We start from the raw sequence: 18,167 nt of genomic DNA, 5'->3' as shown, positions 1-18,167 counted from the left end.
CGCGATATTGATTGTCGCGGGACCTGCGAATAAACACCGCCCCCGCCGCGTCATATTCGAAGAGACAGAAGCGGCGCATTTCAGCACTTTGAGAGGCTTCCGGCGCAAATGGGCAAGGCAATTGCAATCTTCTTCGGATTTTCGGCTCTGATCATCGTGGCCGGGTCCTTTGCCGCGCCCTCGACGGTCTCCGCCAGCAAGCACGGCTGCTCGCCGGCCTACGGCGTCGATCCCTGCACGACCGCTTCGGCCAAGTAAGCACGGCCAGCCCGGCGGGCCGGCCGTTCCGGGTCTTTCAACCCCAGATCAGAAGCGCCGCAAGGCCCAGCACGCCGACGACGATCCGCCAGATCGCGAACAGCGTGAAGCCGCGGCGCGAGACGAAGTCGAGCAGCGAGCGCACGACGAAGAGGCCGGCCACGAAGGCGGCGGCAAAGCCGACGCCGATCAGCAGCAGGTCGTCGGACGACAGCGCGTCGCGGTTCTTGTAGAGATCGAGCGTGAAGGCGCCGACCATGGTCGGCATGGCGAGAAAGAACGAGAATTCCGCCGCCGAGCGCTTGTCGGTGCCCATCAGAAGCGCACCGGCGATGGTCGCGCCCGAGCGGGACGTGCCGGGGATCATGGCGAGGCACTGGCAGAGGCCGATCTTGAAGGCGAGCGAGGGCGGATACTTCATCGCGTCGGTATAGCGCGGCTTCAGCGGCATGCGGTCGATCGCGTAGAGGATGACGCCGCCGACGATCAGCACGACGCAGATCAGAATCGGCGTCTCGAAGAGCACCGTCTTGATGAAATCGTGCGCCAGCGCGCCGATGACAGCGGCGGGCAGGAAGGCGACGAGGATGCTGACGACGAAGCGGCGCGCCTCCGGGCTCGACGGCAGCGCGAAGGCGATGCGCAGCAGCTTGGCCGCATAGACGGAGAGGATGGCCAGGATGGCGCCGAGCTGGATCAGCACCGCGAAGGTGTTGCCCGGCGACTTGAAGCCGAGGAAATGCCCGGCCAGCAGGATATGGGCGGTGGAGGACACCGGGATGAACTCGGTCAGGCCCTCGATGAGGCCGAGGACGAGGGCGCTGACGATGGACTGGTCTGCCATGGGGGTTCCTTGGGAGAGGGAAAGAAAAGCACGAAACGAAAGCGGGCATACGGCAAAAGGCCCGATTCGCTTGTGTTTGTACCACCAAATTTCTATAGGTTCGTCAAATCGGCCGTGACCAAATCAGTTCCGCATGAAGCGGCAGGCACGGCGCAGCCCCTTCCGCACGACCAGTAAGGCAGCGTTCATGCCCACACTCTATCATCACCCGATGTCCTCTGCTTCCCGCTTCGTCCGGCTGATTCTCGCGGAATACGGGTTCCAGACGGAGCTTGCCGAGGAGCAGCCCTGGGAGAACCGGCGCGATTTCCTGGCGCTCAACCCGGCCGGCACGTTGCCCGTCTATGTCGACGACAGCATGCGGGCGCTCTGCGGCGCGAGCGTGATCTCGGAATATCTCGACGAGACGCACGGCGTCCTCAAGCGCGACCGGCGGCTGCTCGCCGAGGATCCGTTCCAGCGCGCCGAGATCCGCCGCCTTACCGAATGGTTCCTGCAGAAGATGGAGCAGGACGTCACGCGGCCGCTGGTGCGCGAGCGCATCTTCAAGCTGCAGATGACCTCCGACCAGGGCGGCGGGCCGCCGGACAGCAAGATCCTGCGCAATTCGCGCGCCAATATCCGCCAGCACATGAAGTACCTCTCCTGGCTTGCCGGCTCGCGCACCTATCTTGCCGGCGACCGGCTCAGCTATGCCGACCTTGCCGCCGCCGCCGCCGTCTCCGTCCTCGATTATATGGGCGAGATCAACTGGACGGACGCGCCGCAGGCCAAGGACTGGTACCAGCGGCTGAAATCCCGTCCCTCCTTCCGCCCGCTGCTCGCCGAGCGCGTGCGCGGCGTGACCCCGGTCTCGCATTACGCGGACCTCGACTTCTGAGGATGACGCCATGTCGGGCGACGACAGGCTCCGGCGCCGCCTGACCGATTTCGTCAAGGCGGAGGCGGCGGACAAGGGCTTCGACCTCTGTCGCATCACCGGTCCGGATTCTATTCCCCAGGCGCCGGCACGGCTCGCCGACTTCCTTTCCGCCGGCTACCACGGCACGATGGACTGGATGGCGGAGACCGAGGCGCGACGGGCCGATCCGCGCGTCCTTTGGAGCGACGTGCGCTCCGTCATTCTCTTCGGCATGAACTACGGGCCGGAGCACGACCCGCGCGCCGTGCTCGCCATGCCCGACCGGGCGGCGATCTCCGTCTATGCGCAGAACCGCGACTATCACGACATCATCAAGGGCCGGCTGAAGGAAGTGGCGACGCGCTTTGCCGCCCGCGGCGGGGCGGACGTGAAGGTCTTCGTCGATACCGCGCCCGTGATGGAAAAGCCGCTTGCCGCCGCCGCCGGTCTCGGCTGGCAGGGCAAGCACACCAACCTCGTCAGCCGCACGCACGGCTCTTGGCTGTTCCTCGGCAGCCTCTTCACCACCGCCGATCTCCTGCGCGACGAGCCGGAGCGCGACCATTGCGGCTCGTGCCGGGCCTGCCTCGACGCCTGCCCGACCGATGCCTTCCCGGCGCCCTACAAGCTCGATGCGCGGCGCTGCATCTCCTACCTCACCATCGAGCACAAGGGGCCGATCGAACCCGCGTTCCGCGAGCAGATCGGCAACCGCATCTATGGCTGCGACGATTGCCTTGCCGCCTGTCCCTGGAACAAGTTCGCCGCGGCCGCCTCCGAGATGAAGCTCGTCGCCCGCCAGGAGCTGAAGGCGCCGCGCCTTGCCGATCTCCTCGCGCTCGACGACCCGACCTTCCGCACCCATTTCTCCGGCTCGCCCGTCAAGCGCATCGGCCGTGACCGCTTCGTACGCAACGTGCTGATCGCCGCGGGCAATTCCGGCGACCGCAGCCTCATCGACCGATGCATCAGCCTTGCCGACGACGCCGGGCCCGTGGTGCGCGGCATGGCCGCATGGGCGCTTTCCCGCCTGATGACGGCTTCCGAATTTACGGAATTTGCGGCAGGAAGGGCGGACGACGCGGACGAGGGCGTGCGCGCGGAATATGCAAGAGCGAAGGCAGAGCGATGACGAAGCACCTCCTGATCCTCGGCGCCGGCTTTTCCGGCAGGGCCATCGGCGATGTTTTCAGGCAGGCCGGTTTCACGGTCTCCGGCACGACGCGTTCCGAGGACAAGGCGGAGGCGCTGCGCCGGCGCGGCATCGAACCGATCGTCTATGACGGCGGCACCATTTCAGGAGCGCTCGCCGCAGACATGGCGCGCACCACCCATCTCGTGCAGTCCATCGCACCCGGCCGGGACGGCGACCCGCTGTTCCGCGCCGGGATGCCCGCCATCCCGGCGCTCATGCCGCGGCTCGAATGGGCCGGCTATCTCTCCACCGTCGGGGTCTATGGCGACCACAAGGGCGGCTGGGTGGACGAGGAAACGGTGCTGAACCCGGTTTCGGCCCGCTCCGTCGAGCGGGTGGAGGCGGAGGGCTGCTGGCTCGGCCACGGAAAGGCCTCCGGCGTGCCCGTGGCCGTGCTGCGTCTCGCGGGCATCTACGGGCCGGGACGCAACGCGCTGCGCAACATGGAGGAAGGTACCGCCCGCCGCCTGATCAAGAAGGACCAGGTGTTCAACCGCATCCGCGTCGAGGATATCGGCCGCTCGGCCCTCTTCCTTGCCGAACGGCATCTTGGCGGCGTGTGGAACATCACCGACGACGAGCCCGGCCCGCCGCAGGACGTGGTGGCCGAGGCCGCCCGCCTGATGGGCCTGCCGTGCCCGCCCGACATTCCTTTCGAGACGGCGGAACTTTCTCCCATGGCCCGGTCTTTCTATGGCGAGAACAAGCGCGTCTCGAACGCGAAACTGAAGGCTGCGGGCTTCGAATTCCGCTTCCCGAACTACCGCCTTTCGCTGGCCGAGCTGCATGGCTCAGGCCGCTGGAAGGGCTGACGGACGGGGCCGGAAAACCCGGCTTTTGCGATTTTCTACAACCTTGAATTCATCTGCCACATTTTTGCCGCCGAATTCCTGCGCAGCAATTGCTAATATTGAAAGTTTTTTCCGAAAATTTGCAGGAATGTCGAACGACTATTCCTGCTTTCAAGTCGATCCAGTTTAGCAACTGATTCGCAAGCACTTTTCCAGGCTCATTAACGAAGGTTAAAGATGCATCGCTGGCGATGAACTGTATATCTGCGACCGCCTTGCCAGCAATTGCGGCCGGTTGAGGCACGTTTTCGCCATTTTTGCTTCCTCATAGGGCGACCATCACAGCGGAAGTTCACAACTTGCCCGGAAGGTCACCCGATACATGACGCCCAAGCTTTCCAGCCTAGCCCTGGCCTCGCTTCTCGCGGCCGCCTCCACCATCGTTACTTTCTCCGACGCACAGGCCTCCGGCTGCGGACGCGCTTCCTGGTATGCGCTGCACTCGCGCACGGCCTCCGGCGAACGCATGAACCCGAACATGCTGACGGCCGCGCACCGGAGTCTGCGCTTCGGCACCAAGGTGAAGGTCACCAATGCCAACAACGGCAAGAGCGTGGTGGTCCGCATCAACGATCGCGGTCCGTTCGTGCGGGGCCGGGTGCTCGACCTCTCGAAGGCTGCCGCTTCGAATATCGGCATGATCGGCGCCGGCCACGCGAAGATCTGTTACCAGATCGTCAGCTGACGCCTTTCCGGAATCTGCGGCTCCCGGCTTGCCCTTCGCGCATTCCACCGCTACCACGACGCAAAACGGAGTAAACGGATGCGATTGGGTGGGCGGCTCTCGGGGGCCATCGAGGTTCTGGCGGATATCGAGACGCGGCGGCGCCCCGTCGCCGATGCGCTCAAGGACTGGGGCCTCTCCCACCGCTTCGCCGGCTCCGGCGACCGCGCCGCGATCGGCAATATCGTCTACGACGCGCTGCGCATGAAACTGTCGCACGCCTTCCTGATGGACGACGACAGCCCCACCGCCCTCGGCCATGCCGTGCTGCTGCGCCAGTGGGGACTTGCCCCCGAGGCGCTGGCCGCCGAGTTCGAGGGCGACCGCTTCGCCCCGCAGCCGCTTTCGCAGGACGCGCTCGCCGCCTTCCACGCCCGCGACCTCGCAACGGCCCCGCTCCATGTGCAGGGCGACATTCCCGAATGGATCCAGCCTTCCTTCGAGGCGAACTTCGCCGGCGACTGGCTGGCGGAAGCAAAGGCGCTCGCCGGCCGGCCGACGCTGGATCTCAGGGCCAACACGCTCAAGGCCGGCCGCGACAAGGTGCTGAAGGCGCTGGAGCGCAACGGTGCGCTCGCCTCCGCCATCGCAAGGCAGGGCATCCGCATTCCGGCCGGCGAAGGCCCGGCACGCCTTCCCAACGTCACCGCGGACCTCGCCTTCCAGAAGGGCTGGTTCGAGGTGCAGGACGAGGGCTCGCAAATCGTCGCCGACCTCGTCGTGCCCGGGGAGGGCGAGCAGGTGCTCGACTTCTGCGCCGGCGGCGGCGGCAAGACGCTCGCCATGGCGGCCGCCATGCACAACAAGGGCCAGGTCCACGCCTACGATACCGACCGCAAGCGCCTCGCCCCGATCATCGAGCGGCTGAAGCGCGCCGGCACGCGCAATGTCCAGGTCCACGAGGACATTTCCAGCCTCGCACCGCTGAAGGACCGTTTCGACCGCGTGCTGGTCGACGCTCCCTGCACCGGCACCGGCACCTGGCGCCGGCGGCCGGACACCAAATGGCGCCTCACCGAGAAGAATCTGGAGGAACGCCTCACCCAGCAGCAGGAAGCGCTCGCTAATGCCAGCGCCTTCGTGCGGCCCGGCGGCGCGCTGTTCTACGTCACCTGTTCCATCCTGCCGCAGGAGAACGAGGAACAGGTGCAAGGCTTCTGCAAGGCCAATCCGCAATTCGAGATCCTTGACGCCACGGACACCTGGCAGAAGCTGTTCGGCGCGGATACGCCGCAGCCGCGCTCGCGCGACGGCAAGACCGTGACGCTGACGCCGGCCACCACCGACACGGACGGTTTCTTCTTCTGCGCCATGCGCCGCAAGGCCTGAATCCCTTGCGTTCCGTCAAAACAGGCACAACAGCTTGAAATCGTTCTAAACTATACACTTTGACACAAGTTTTCATTTGGTCCATGACAGGAGCGCCTGAATAACCCGAGCCCGGCGGCCTGCCGGGCGGTCCGGGCGGCGGCCTGCCTGTAGCGAGCCGCGGCATCGGCGCCGGGGGGACTCGCCAAACAGGACACCAGGAGACGTCATGAAAACTTCCTTCCTTCGCGCGGCTGCCTTTGCGCTCGCTGCCGCGGCGTCAAGCCTTGCGATCGGTTCCGCCCATGCGGCCGCCGATCCGGCTGCGATCGTCAAGCACTATACGGACATCGCCCACGCCAAGTATTCCGATGCGCTCGACGCCGCCAAGGCACTCGACGCGGCAATCGACGCCCTCATCGCCAAGCCGGGCGACGACACGCTGAAGGCGGCGCGCGAGGCGTGGCTCAAGTCCCGCATCCCCTACCAAGAGACGGAAGCCTACCGCTTCGGCAACCCCATCGTCGACGAATGGGAAGGCAAGGTGAACGCCTGGCCGCTCGACGAAGGCCTGATCGACTATGTCGACCCGAGCTACGGCACGGAAAGCGACGAGAACGCCCTCTTCGTCGCCAATGTCATCGCCAATCCGAAGCTGGAGGTCGCCGGCAAGGAAGTCGACGCCACGACGATCACGCCCGAAGTGCTGCAGGAACTGCACGAAGCCGGCGGCGTCGAAGCCAATGTCGCGACCGGCTACCATGCCATCGAATTCCTGCTGTGGGGCCAGGACCTCAACGGCACGGGTCCCGGCGCCGGCAACCGCCCGGCGACGGACTACGACACGGCCAATTGCACCAATGGCAATTGCGACCGCCGCGCCGCCTACCTGAAGGCCGCCTCCACCCTGCTCGTCTCCGACCTTCAGGACATGGTCGCGGCCTGGTCGCCGGACGGCGACGCCACCAAGAACGTGACGGCAGACCCGAAGGCCGGCATCACCGCCATGCTGACCGGCATGGGCTCGCTCTCCTATGGCGAGCTTGCCGGCGAGCGCATGAAGCTCGGCCTCCTGCTGCACGATCCGGAAGAAGAGCACGATTGCTTCTCCGACAACACGCACAACTCGCACTACTACGACGTCGTCGGCATCCAGACCGTCTATACGGGTGAATATACCCGCCCGGACGGCTCCAAGCTGACCGGCCCGTCGCTGCACGACCTCGTCGCCGAGAAGGACGCCGCGCTCGACAAGGAGATGACGGCCAAGCTCGACGCCAGCCATGCCGCCTTCAAGGCGCTGGTGGACCGCGCGGAAGGCGGCGAAGCCTACGACCAGATGATCGGCGAAGGCAATGCGGAGGGCAACAAGGTCGTCCAGACCGCCATCGACAGCCTGATCGACCAGACGAAGACGATCGAGCGCGTCATCACGGCGCTCGACCTCGGCAAGATCGAGCTTGAAGGCTCCGACAGCCTGGACAATCCTGGCGCGGTCTTCAAATAAGAAGGAAGGCGGGCCGTCGGCATGAACGGCGGCCCGATCCAGCAATGACAGAACGCCCCGCCCGTCGCCTGCTCGCGGTTTCCGCCGCGTTCACCGTCGCGGCGGGCGTTTTCGTCATCGGCAGCGCCGTTTCGGCCAGCCGGGAGCGCGGGGATCTCTCCGCGAAGGACCTGAAGCGCGTCGCCGCCGTGACGGCACCGGCGACGGATTTCTCCAAGGCCGAGCAATACGAGGCCATGTCCGCCGGCGCCGCCACCTCGCTTGCAAGCGTGGATGCGAAGAGCTTCTCGCATTTCTCGGAGAACATCACCTTCGAGGAGCGCGAGACCTTCAAGCTCGGCAACGCGCTCTTCCAGAAGCTCTGGGTCTCCTCCCCCTCCTCCACGCAGGCCTCCGACGGGCTCGGCCCGCTCTACAACGCGCGCTCCTGCCAGTCCTGTCACATCAAGGACGGGCGCGGCCATCCGCCGGAGGGCGCGGCGGACGCGACCTCGATGTTCCTGCGCCTTGCCCGGCCCGCAGCGACGGCGGAGGAAGAGGCGGCGCTGAAGAGCTTCCATGCGATGAGCCTGCCGGACCCGATCTACGGCCGCCAGCTCCAGGACCAGGCCATTCCCGGCCTCAAGGCCGAGGGCCGGATGGCCATCGACTACACGGAAGAGCCGGTGACGCTTGCCGGCGGCGAGGTCGTGAGGCTGCGCCGCCCCACCTATTCCATTACCGACCTTGCCTATGGCGATCTCGATCCGGCGACGACGCTCTCGCCGCGCGTCACCCAGCCGATGCTCGGCCTCGGCCTCGTCCAGGCGATCCACGAGGCCGATATCCTGGCGCTGGCCGACCCCGACGACGCGAACGGCGACGGCATCAGCGGCAAGGCCGCCGTCGCCATCGATCCGAAGACCGGCAGAAAGACGCTCGGCCGGTTCGGCTGGAAGGCGCAAGCCGCCACCGTGCGCCAGCAGAGCGCCGAGGCCTTCGCCCTGGACATCGGCATATCGACGCCGGAGGTTCCCCTCCCTAACGGCGACTGCACGCCGGCCCAGACCGCCTGCCTCGAACGGCCCAACGGCGTGCAGAAGCGCCTTGGCGACGCCGAGGCGCCGCCGCCGGTCATGGACCTCGTCACCTTCTATGCCGAAAACCTCGCCGTGCCGGCGCGGCGCAGGGCGAGCTTCCCCGAAACGCTCGCCGGCAAGCGGGTCTTCTACGAGACCGGCTGCATCTCCTGCCACCATCCGAAATTCGTGACCCGGCGCGATGCCGGCAACAAGGCCCATGCCTTCCAGCTCATCTGGCCCTATTCCGATTTCCTGCTGCACGACATGGGCGAAGGCCTTGCGGACGGGCAGCCGGTGGGCGTTGCGACCGGAAGGGAATGGCGCACGCCGCCGCTCTGGGGTATCGGCCTTACAAAAACCGTCAACGGCCATACGTTCTTCCTGCACGACGGGCGCGCCCGCAACCTCACCGAGGCCATTCTCTGGCACGGCGGGGAGGCACAGGCGGCGCGCGACCGCTTCGCCGCGCTGGAAAAGCAGGACCGAGACGCCCTTCTGACCTTCCTGGAGAGCCTGTAGATGCCGATGCTGCGTTCAACCCTCCTGCGTTTCGCCGCCCTTGCCGGGGCAAGCCTGATGCTTTCCGCCGCCCTTCCGGCCATGGCGCAGGAAGAGGCGACGGCCGCGCCGCCCGAACTCACCGACGAGAGCGTCGTCGGCGTCATGACCCATGCCGTCGACGACGTCATCCGCCCCGGCTACCGGGCCTTCGAGGCATCCGCCGGCAAGCTGGCCGAGGCGACCGCCGCCTTCTGCAAGGCGCCCTCGGACGATTCGCGCAAGGCGGTGGACGACGCCTTCCGGCAGGCCGTCGCGGACTGGGGCCGCATCGAGATGGTGCGCATCGGCCCCGTTCTCGACGACAACCGCTTCGAGCGCATCCTCTTCTACCCCGACCGCAAGAGCACCGGCCTCAAGCAGGTGCAGGCGCTGCTCCAGAAGGCGGACGAGGCGGACACGAAGGCCGCGGCGATGGGCGAAAAGAGCGTCGCCATCCAGGGGTTCGGCGCGCTCGAATTCGCGCTCTACGGCACCGGCTCCGAAGACCTCGCGAAGACGCCGGAAAGCTTCCGCTGCCGCTACGCCGCCGCCGTCGCCAGCCATATCGAGACGACGGCCGGGCAGCTCACGGCGGCCTGGGACGCGCCCGACGGCGTCCAGCAGCACTGGAAGCATCCGGGACCGCAAAACCCCGTCTTCCGCACCGGCCGGGAGGCGATGACCGCCCTGCTCGGCATTCTCGTGCACGGGACGGAAGCGGTGCGCGACCAGCGCATCGAGACCTTCTACCGCAAGGGCGGCACGCCGCGGCCGAAATCGGCGGTCTTCTGGCGCTCCGGCAACACCTGGGTCTCGATCGACGCCAATCTCGAAGGCCTGCAGACGCTCTTCGACCGGTCCGGCATCGCCGAATTCGTCGATCCCGGCCGCACGTCGCTCAGCGGCAATGTCGATTTCGCGCTGAAGGCACTCAGGAGCGTCGCGCAGACCGTCGACCCAGACATCGAGAAGGCCGTCTCCACGCCGGCGGAAGAGAAGAAGATCGGCTTCCTCCTCACCAATACCCGCGACCTTATCCTGGCGCTCAACGGCGATTTCGGCGGCGCGATCGGCCTCGGCGCCGGCTTCTCCTTCGCGGACGGCGACTGATGGACGCTATGGGCCTGCCCAGCGCCGCGCTCGACCGCCGTGCCTTCCTGCGCATGGCGGGCACGGCCTTCGTGGCGTCGCTCGGCGCCGGCCCGGCCTTCGCCCTCGCGCGCACCGACGCGGTCTTCGCCTCCGGCTACATGGACCGCGACGGCCGCTTCGGCATCGCGGTGCTGGCCGAGGACGGGACGGTGATCGACCGCACGGCGCTTCCCGCCCGCAGCCACGGCATGGCCTTTTCGCCCGCGACGAACCATCTCGTCGCCTTCGCCCGCCGTCCCGGCACCTTCGCGCTCGTCATCGACCGGAGCGGCCGGGCGGAGCCGCGCACCATCGCGGCCGCGCAGGAGCGCCATTTCTTCGGCCATGGCTGCTTCTCGCAGGACGGCAGGCTGCTCTATGCCAGCGAGAACGACTTCGACGCCAATCGCGGCGTCATCGGCCTCTACGACGCCCGCGACGGCTACCGCCGCATCGGCGAATATTCCACCTATGGCATCGGCACGCACGACCTTTCCGTCAGCGACGACGGCCGGTTCCTGATCGCGGCGAACGGCGGCATCGAGACCCATCCGGATTTCGGCCGCACCAAGCTCAATCTCGACCATATGGAGCCCTCGCTCGCCCTCATCGACGCGGCGACCGGGGCGCTTGTCGAGCGCCACGCGCTGCCGGAGAAGCTGCGCCAGCTCTCCACGCGCCATATCGACCTCGACGACAGGGGCCGCATCTGGTTTGCCTGCCAGTACGAAGGGCCACGCAACGACCTGCCGCCGCTCGTCGGCCATTTCGGCAGGGGCGAGGACCTCGCCTTCATCGACCTTCCCGCGGAAACCACGATCGGCCTTGCCAACTATGTCGGCGCCATCGCCGTCAACCGGCGCGAAGGGCTCGTCGGCCTCACCTCACCGAATGGTGGGCGCTTCGTCGTGCTGGACGCCAAGACCGGCCGCGTCGTCAGGGACGAGGCGATCGCGGACGCCGCCGGCATCGCCGCCGCGCCGCACGGCTTCGCGGTGTCGTCCTATGACGGGCGCTTCGCCGGCCGCCGGGAGGATGTCGCCTGGGACCAGCACATCGCCGGGTTGTCGCCGCGGCGTTGAGACCCCTCTGGACGACGGCGCGGGCCGCACTATTTCGCAGGCCATGAGCAACAAGCCCCTCACCTATCTCGCCTTCATCATCCTCGTTCTCGGCGGCGGTCTCCTGATCGGCGCCAACACCATGCCGGGCGACTGGTATCAGTCGCTGGCAAAGCCGGCCTTCAACCCGCCGAACTGGGTTTTCGCGCCGGTCTGGAGCATCCTCTACGTCCTCATCGGCGTTGTCGGCGCCCGCACCTGGCTCGCTTTCCGCCGCTCCATGGCGATGCGGCTGTGGTTTGCCCAACTGGTCCTCAACTTCGCCTGGTCGCCCCTCTTCTTCGGCCTTCGCGATCCGATGTCGGCGATGATCGTCATTCTCGGCCTGCTGGTCAGCATCATAGCCTTTATCGCAGCCTCCTGGCGCCAGGACCGTACGGCGGCCCTTCTGTTCCTGCCCTACCTTGCCTGGATCGCCTTCGCGTCGGCGCTCAATGCGGCGATTCTCGTGCTGAACTGAGGCTTGCCAGAAACGACGCTTGCAGTGCAGCATACGTCGTGCAAACGTCGGCCACTTCTTCAAGGCCGGCGTGCCGGCAGACATGTGTGCACCATGACAAGCTTTCCCCCGTCGGGCTTTGCCGATCGCATCGCCAGGAGTTTCGAACGGCAGGCCGCAATGCGGCTGATCGGCGCCGAGCTGACCCGCGTTTCCCACGGCACGGTGGAGATCGAGCTGCCCTTCGACGAGAAGCTGACGCAGCAGCACGGCTTCCTGCATGCCGGCGTCATTTCCGCCGCGCTCGACACGGCCTGCGGCTATGCCGCCTATTCCGTGATCGACGCGGACGCCTCGGTGCTCACCATCGAGTTCAAGGTCAATCTCCTGTCGCCGGGGCGGGGCGAGCGCTTCCTGTTCCGCGGCGAGGTCACCAAGCCCGGCAGCAACATCATCGTCGCCGACGGGCGCGGCTATGCCATCTCGGACGGCCCGGCCAAGCTGATCGCCTCCATGACGGCCACGATGATGGTCGTGCGCGGGCGGGAGGACGTCGCCGAATGAGCTTCGTCGTCAAGACCGCCGGCCGCTACCGCATCCTTTATGTCATGGCCGTCGACGCCGAATACGGCCCGCATCTTGCGGCCCGCATGACGCCGCTGATGACGGGCGTCGGACCCGTCGAGGCCGCCGTGCAGCTGACGCTCGCCCTCTGCCACCTGGAGGCGGAGGGGAACCTGCCCGACCTCGTCGTCTCGCTCGGCTCGGCCGGCTCGGCGGTGCTGGAGCAGACCGGCGTCTATCAGGCCACCTCCGTCTCCTACCGTGACATGGATGCCTCGCCGATCGGCTTCACCCGCGGCGCGACGCCCTTCCTCGACCTGCCGGCGGAGGTGCCGCTGACCGTGCATGTGCCGGGCCTGCCGGAAGCCCGGCTTTCGACGGGCGCCAACGTGGTTTCCGGCGCCGCCTATGCCGCCATCGACGCCGACATGGTGGAGATGGAGACCTATGCGGAGCTGCGCGCCTGCCAGGCCTTCGGCGTCCGGCTCGTCGCGCTTCGCGGCATTTCCGACGGCAAGGCCGAGCTCACCCATATCGGCGACTGGACGGAATACCTTCACGTGATCGACGAAAGGCTCGCCGCCGCCGTCGACAGGCTGGAAACCGCTGCCGCCGACGGAACGCTCGTGCTCAAAGGCTGAGAATCCGGCTTTTTCCCCGTTGCACGCCGCAAGGATATTCTTTAAAGGCTCGCCATGACCCAGACAGCCCATCCCGACAGCGTTCTCATCATCGATTTCGGCAGCCAGGTGACCCAGCTCATCGGGCGGCGCGTGCGCGAAGCAGGCGTCTATTGCGAGATCATCCCCTTCCAGTCGGCGGAAGAAGCCTTCCACCGCATGAAGCCGAAGGCGGTCATCTTCTCCGGCGGTCCCGCTTCCGTTCTCGACCAGGGCAGCCCGCGCGCACCGCAGATCGTCTTCGATTCCGGCCTGCCGATCCTCGGCATCTGCTACGGCCAGCAGACGCTCGCCACCCAGCTCGGCGGCACCGTCGAGGGCGGCCATGCCCGCGAATTCGGCCGCGCCGACGTGGAGATCCTCAAGGAAAGCCCGCTCTTCGAAGGCTTCTGGGACGTCGGCAAGAAATATCCGGTCTGGATGAGCCACGGCGACCGCGTCACCGTCGCCCCTGAAGGTTTCGAGATCATCGGCGTTTCGGAAAACGCCCCCTTCGCCATCTGCGTCAACGAGGCGAAGCGCTACTACACGACCATGTTCCACCCGGAAGTGGTGCACACGCCGGACGGCGCCAAGCTGCTCTCCAACTTCGTGCACAAGATCGCCGGCATCAAGGGCGACTGGTCGATGTCCGCCTACCGCGCCCGCGCGGTGGAAGCGATCCGCGAGCAGGTCGGCGACAAGCGCGTCATCTGCGCCCTTTCGGGCGGCGTCGACAGTTCCGTCGCGGCCCTCCTCATCCATGAGGCGGTCGGCGCGCAGCTCACCTGCATCCTCGTCGACCACGGCCTGATGCGCAAGAACGAGGCGGCCGACGTCGTCGCCATGTTCCGCGAGCACTACAACCTGCATCTTATCCATGTCGACGCCGTCGACCGCTTCGTAGGCGAGCTGGAAGGCGTCTCCGACCCGGAGACCAAGCGCAAGATCATCGGCCGCCTTTTCATCGAGGTCTTCGAGGAAGAGGCGAAAAAGCTCGGCGGCGCGGAATTCCTCGCCCAGGGCACGCTCTACCCCGACGTCATCGAAAGCGTCTCCTTCACCGGCGGCCCCTCGGTGACGATCAAGTCGCACCACAATGTCGGGGGCCTGCCCGAGCGCATGAACATGAAGCTCGTCGAGCCGCTGCGCGAGCTGTTCAAGGACGAGGTGCGCGTGCTCGGCCGCGAGCTCGGCCTGCCCGACTCGTTCATCGGCCGCCATCCCTTCCCGGGACCGGGCCTCGCCATCCGCTGCCCGGGCGGCATCACCCGCGACAAGCTGGAGATCCTGCGCGAGGCCGACGCGATCTATCTCGACGAGATCCGCAAGGCAGGCCTCTACGACAAGATCTGGCAGGCCTTCGCCGTGCTGCTTCCCGTCCAGACCGTCGGCGTCATGGGCGACGGACGCACCTACGAATTCGTCTGCGCGCTGCGCGCCGTCACCTCCGTCGACGGCATGACCGCCGACTTCTACCACTACGACATGAACTTCCTCGGCCGCGCCGCCACCCGCATCATCAACGAGGTCCGCGGTATCAACCGCGTCGTCTACGACGTGACGTCGAAGCCGCCGGGCACGATCGAGTGGGAATGATTCAGACCCATCCGAACGCCGCCTATTTCGCGCTGAAATGCGATCTAACTGACTGAAAATAAAAATAAATTCCTTCTATGCCTATCGACATCTATCGGTGGGCATAGATCGCGTTTGGCAGCCTCGCTGACGGGCCTCGCCCCCATTGATCAAACGGAAAAACGAAAGTACCGTCAGGAGCAATGAGGCTCGTGACGGTACTTTTCTTGGTCTAAGACGCTGAATTAAAAGTGTTTTCGACGCTGACGGCCTCCAAAAACCGCGTGACGGTACTTTTCCGTTAGGAGGCCCGAAATGTTGACCGATGCAGCACTTAAGTGTTTGAGACCAAAAGCCAAAATGTACAAGGTATCCGATCGTGACGGCATGTATGTGCGCGTCGCGCCGTCGGGTGCCATCTCGTTCAGGCTCGACTATCGGCTGAACGGCAGGCGAGAGACCGTCTATCTCGGTAGGTATGCCCGTGACGGGATATCGCTCGCCAGGGCTCGAGAGCTATGCATCGATGCGCGCCGGGCGATTGCCGAGGGGCGGTCCCCCGCCATCGAGAAGCAGCGGGAGAAACGCCGGATCAAGGAAGCAAAGAGCTTCGGTCAGTTCGGAGAGAAGTGGCTGACGAACGCAACCATGGCCGACAGTACGCGCGCGATGCGTCGCTCCATCTTCGAGCGCGAACTGATGCCCGTCTGGCGCAATCGTCTTCTGACGGAGATCACGCCTGATGACCTGCGTGCCCATTGCGGCAAGATCGTCGAACGAGGCGCGCCTGCAACGGCCATCCATGTGCGGGATATCCTGAAGCAGATCTACAGCTATGCCATTCTGCACGGCGAGAAGGTCGTCAATCCGGCCGATGACGTCGGTCCGGCTTCAATCGCCACCTTTACGCCGAAAGACCGCGCATTGTCGCCCGCCGAGATCCGCATCATGTTCAAGCAACTCGAGCATGTCGCGACGCTGCCAACGATCCGCCTCGGTATGAAGCTCTTCCTCCTGACCATGGTCCGAAAGAGCGAGCTGCAGGACGCGGTGTGGGACGAGATCGATTTCGACAACGCTGTCTGGACGATACCAAAGGAACGCATGAAGCGGTCGAAGCCGCACAACGTCTACCTGTGCCGACAGACGTTGGATATCATGATCGCGCTCAAGACCTGCTCCGGCAACTCCCGATATCTTTTGCCGTCCCGGTACGATGCTGATGCTCCCATGTCCCGCGCGACCTTTAACCGTATCACCTACGCTGTCGTCGCACAGGCCAAGAAGGAGGGGTTGCCGCTGGAGCCGTTCACCGTGCACGATCTGCGGCGCACCGGGTCGACGCTGCTAAACGAATTGGGCTTTAACAGCGATTGGATAGAAAAGTGCTTGGCGCACGAGGACGGGCGCTCATCGCGCGGCGTTTACAACAAGGCTGAGTATGAAGTGCAGCGCCGGCATATGATGCAGCAGTGGGCGGATACTGTGGATGCCTGGATCGATGGCCGGAAGTACGCTCCCACGCTTTTGCCGCGAGCTATGCCCCTGATGGAGCTTGATCCTGCCCTTTGACGGGGCGGGTTTTACGCCTGGTGACATCGGGGTGTTGGGCGCGCCGGATCGGTGCCGCCCGCTTTGCCATTAGCCAAGCTTCGACTTCAGCCAAGTCCCAAACGACGCAACGCGGAGAGAGCGCAAACCGGCATGGAAACTCGCCACGTTGCTCCATTTCATAAATGGTGCTGTCAGCCAAAGGGACCATTTCACGTAGCTGCTGGCGCCGAATCGTTCGACGAAAATTTGGAGTGTTCATTCTATGTCCTCTGATCATCATGAGAACCATAGAAAGCGATAGAAGCTGAATGTGAAAAGTCCTTGCAGGCGCTTGTGCGGTAATATCGCGCTATGTCGTGCAAATCGGATTGGTCTTGGAAGAAACGCCTCCCATAACCGTCCACGCAGCTATGCAGCCCGCCTGTCACGTTCCCAGCCGTCTTCTCGATCGTATGACGTTCAATCAATTCGTTCCCGAAAGGTCGAGGGGCTTTGATTGCTCGGCAGAGACCGGTCGCGAAAGGAAGCCATCAATCAACGTCAGAATTATTCCAACAACAAGCCCCGTACCCAACACCAATATGAGGGAAATATTGTCGCCGCGATCGATTGAACGTATTGCTGCGGGGAGGACTGCAAAAATTGTCACGTTATTTAGCGTTTCAGCAAAAGCAAGTACCATGCCTTTGCTATACCCAGATCGCTCTGCCAATATCGTTGTGCTGCTTGGCGCGCCGGCGCCGAGTGCAAATCCCCATAGGACTAGGCAAGTTACGGCCCCGATGAAAGGGAGAGCGACTGTGGTGAAGGCTGCGATCGACAGCGCAAGTAATGCAGTTATCGCGATGAGTGATATTTCTTCTCTGCCGCACATGCGGCGTATCCAGCCTGCAGAAAGATTTCCGATGCCCAAACCGAAACCAAACGCGGTAACCGTGACGCCAATTTCGGCCGTGTTCAAGTTGTAGCGTTGCTTGAGCATCTCCCCCGAGAGTAGGAAAGCGGCCACGCCTGTCCCATTCCAGGCGCCCTTGGCTATCAGCGGTCGCATTACATTCCATTTCTTCATCCAATGAAAATGCACTGCAGTTCTGGCGAATGAGGGTGAATAATTACCGGGGGTCGTTCTGGAGCCGATAATGAACGCCAACACGCATCCGCTTGCGCTCGTGAGAAAAGGCAGTCGCCAACCAGCCCATTCGGTGAGCACGCCTGCGAGGGCTGGACCCAGCGCAATGCCGAACGTCATTCCAAGCATGACGAGGCCCATCGCACCAGCCTGCCTTTCCCTGGGGACGATTTCGGAAACCAGGGCGAACGCCGTTGGAATGATTACAGCAGACGCTAGCCCACCGAAGACTCTAAGAACCATTGCAATTTCGATAGTCGGCGAAAATGCAATTCCTATTCCATCGATAGCAAAGGCCAGAAGAGCAAAGAGTAGGAAACGAACACGGTCGATACGGTCTGAAAGATATCCCAGAATAGGAGCCGCCAAAGCGTAAGTGAAGGCGTAGCCGGAGATTAGCCACGAGGCACGAGCCGGAGACGTGCGGAATGCTTCAGCTAGCGGTCCAAGCATCGCCGAAAGCATGAACTCGCTTGCGCCGACGAAAAAAACCGCCAAGGCTAGGATAGCGAGAAAGGGTCTGTCCTGGTTGGACGTCTCCGACGTCTTTTCTGATGTCCTTACCATTGGTCTCTTGCTCTCTTTGAAGCTGTTTCAGACAAAAATACGTCTTCGCGATCGCGATCGCGTTTGGGCGGGATGAATTGACGGCGGGAGGGGTCGAGCGAGGGATCTCGCGACAAGGCCAGATGGATCAATATCCTATCTGGATCGGCTCAGAATGTTTGTGAGTATATCGACGAAAAGCAGCTTGAAATTAGCTGTCCACGCTGATCCGCGTTCCGATACAAGTCATCGTATAA

At 64.5% G+C, this 18,167-nt stretch carries 18 protein-coding genes; 15 read left to right on the top strand and 3 right to left on the bottom strand.

Features of this window, described 5'->3' with window-relative positions:
- The first annotated feature begins 108 nt into the window (after positions 1-108).
- Positions 109-258 (top strand): hypothetical protein, encoded by a 150-nt coding sequence (locus tag L0976_RS09335; protein ID WP_203317270.1) that lies wholly within the window; start codon positions 109-111, stop codon positions 256-258.
- 37 nt (positions 259-295) lie between these two features.
- On the opposite strand, the gene L0976_RS09330 is transcribed toward L0976_RS09335, so the two are convergent.
- Positions 296-1,102, bottom strand: coding sequence for an undecaprenyl-diphosphate phosphatase (locus tag L0976_RS09330; protein ID WP_234187043.1), 807 nt, complete (start codon positions 1,100-1,102; stop codon positions 296-298).
- Between the two features lie 187 nt (positions 1,103-1,289).
- Between L0976_RS09330 and L0976_RS09325 the strand changes: the two genes are divergently transcribed.
- The 14 genes from L0976_RS09325 to L0976_RS09260 all read left to right on the top strand — a co-directional run bounded on the left by L0976_RS09325 (position 1,290) and on the right by L0976_RS09260 (position 16,253).
- Positions 1,290-1,982 carry a glutathione S-transferase family protein gene (locus L0976_RS09325; RefSeq protein WP_203317268.1) on the top strand — a complete coding sequence of 231 codons (693 nt, stop codon included), beginning with the start codon at positions 1,290-1,292 and terminating at the stop codon, positions 1,980-1,982.
- A gap of 10 nt (positions 1,983-1,992) precedes the next feature.
- Complete coding sequence (gene queG / locus L0976_RS09320) at positions 1,993-3,135, top strand: tRNA epoxyqueuosine(34) reductase QueG (protein ID WP_234187042.1); 1,143 nt, start codon at positions 1,993-1,995, stop codon at positions 3,133-3,135.
- Entirely contained in the window at positions 3,132-4,010 is an 879-nt protein-coding gene (locus L0976_RS09315; RefSeq protein ID WP_234187041.1) for an SDR family oxidoreductase, read from the top strand. Before queG ends, L0976_RS09315 begins: the two co-directional genes overlap by 4 nt.
- A 361-nt stretch (positions 4,011-4,371) precedes the next feature.
- Entirely contained in the window at positions 4,372-4,734 is a 363-nt protein-coding gene (locus L0976_RS09310; protein WP_203317265.1) for a septal ring lytic transglycosylase RlpA family protein, read from the top strand.
- Positions 4,735-4,812: 78 nt separating this feature from the next.
- On the top strand, positions 4,813-6,102 hold the full coding sequence (locus L0976_RS09305; protein ID WP_234187040.1) for an RsmB/NOP family class I SAM-dependent RNA methyltransferase: 1,290 nt from the start codon (positions 4,813-4,815) through the stop codon (positions 6,100-6,102).
- Positions 6,103-6,310: 208 nt separating this feature from the next.
- Positions 6,311-7,588: an imelysin family protein gene (locus L0976_RS09300; protein WP_234187039.1), complete on the top strand. Its 1,278-nt coding sequence runs from the start codon at positions 6,311-6,313 to the stop codon at positions 7,586-7,588.
- A 44-nt stretch (positions 7,589-7,632) separates the two neighbouring features.
- Complete coding sequence (locus tag L0976_RS09295) at positions 7,633-9,168, top strand: di-heme oxidoredictase family protein (RefSeq protein ID WP_234187038.1); 1,536 nt, start codon at positions 7,633-7,635, stop codon at positions 9,166-9,168.
- Complete coding sequence (locus L0976_RS09290) at positions 9,169-10,299, top strand: imelysin family protein (RefSeq protein WP_234187037.1); 1,131 nt, start codon at positions 9,169-9,171, stop codon at positions 10,297-10,299.
- A complete protein-coding gene (locus L0976_RS09285) occupies positions 10,299-11,402 on the top strand; it encodes a DUF1513 domain-containing protein (protein WP_234187036.1) in 1,104 nt (367 codons plus the stop codon). Before L0976_RS09290 ends, L0976_RS09285 begins: the two co-directional genes overlap by 1 nt.
- A gap of 43 nt (positions 11,403-11,445) precedes the next feature.
- Positions 11,446-11,901, top strand: coding sequence for a TspO/MBR family protein (locus tag L0976_RS09280; protein WP_234187035.1), 456 nt, complete (start codon positions 11,446-11,448; stop codon positions 11,899-11,901).
- 93 nt (positions 11,902-11,994) lie between these two features.
- Complete coding sequence (locus L0976_RS09275) at positions 11,995-12,444, top strand: PaaI family thioesterase (protein WP_203317260.1); 450 nt, start codon at positions 11,995-11,997, stop codon at positions 12,442-12,444.
- A complete protein-coding gene (locus L0976_RS09270) occupies positions 12,441-13,085 on the top strand; it encodes a 5'-methylthioadenosine/S-adenosylhomocysteine nucleosidase (protein WP_234187034.1) in 645 nt (214 codons plus the stop codon). Before L0976_RS09275 ends, L0976_RS09270 begins: the two co-directional genes overlap by 4 nt.
- 54 nt (positions 13,086-13,139) lie before the next feature.
- Positions 13,140-14,702, top strand: a complete 1,563-nt coding sequence (gene guaA, locus L0976_RS09265) for a glutamine-hydrolyzing GMP synthase (protein ID WP_234187033.1) — start codon at positions 13,140-13,142, stop codon at positions 14,700-14,702.
- 294 nt (positions 14,703-14,996) lie between these two features.
- Positions 14,997-16,253 (top strand): site-specific integrase, encoded by a 1,257-nt coding sequence (locus L0976_RS09260; RefSeq protein WP_234187032.1) that lies wholly within the window; start codon positions 14,997-14,999, stop codon positions 16,251-16,253.
- Here L0976_RS09260 and L0976_RS09255 read toward each other — a convergent pair.
- Positions 16,219-16,494 (bottom strand): AlpA family transcriptional regulator, encoded by a 276-nt coding sequence (locus L0976_RS09255; protein WP_234187031.1) that lies wholly within the window; start codon positions 16,492-16,494, stop codon positions 16,219-16,221. The genes L0976_RS09260 and L0976_RS09255 overlap by 35 nt on opposite strands.
- 204 nt (positions 16,495-16,698) lie before the next feature.
- A complete protein-coding gene (locus L0976_RS09250) occupies positions 16,699-17,931 on the bottom strand; it encodes an MFS transporter (protein ID WP_234187030.1) in 1,233 nt (410 codons plus the stop codon).
- Between the last annotated feature and the right edge of the window lie 236 nt (positions 17,932-18,167).

The organism is Shinella sp. NM-101, assembly GCF_021401195.1.
Taxonomy (GTDB): domain Bacteria; phylum Pseudomonadota; class Alphaproteobacteria; order Rhizobiales; family Rhizobiaceae; genus Shinella.
The sequence above is the reverse complement of the archived record's forward strand: the minus strand, read 5'-3'. Positions and strand labels throughout refer to the sequence as shown.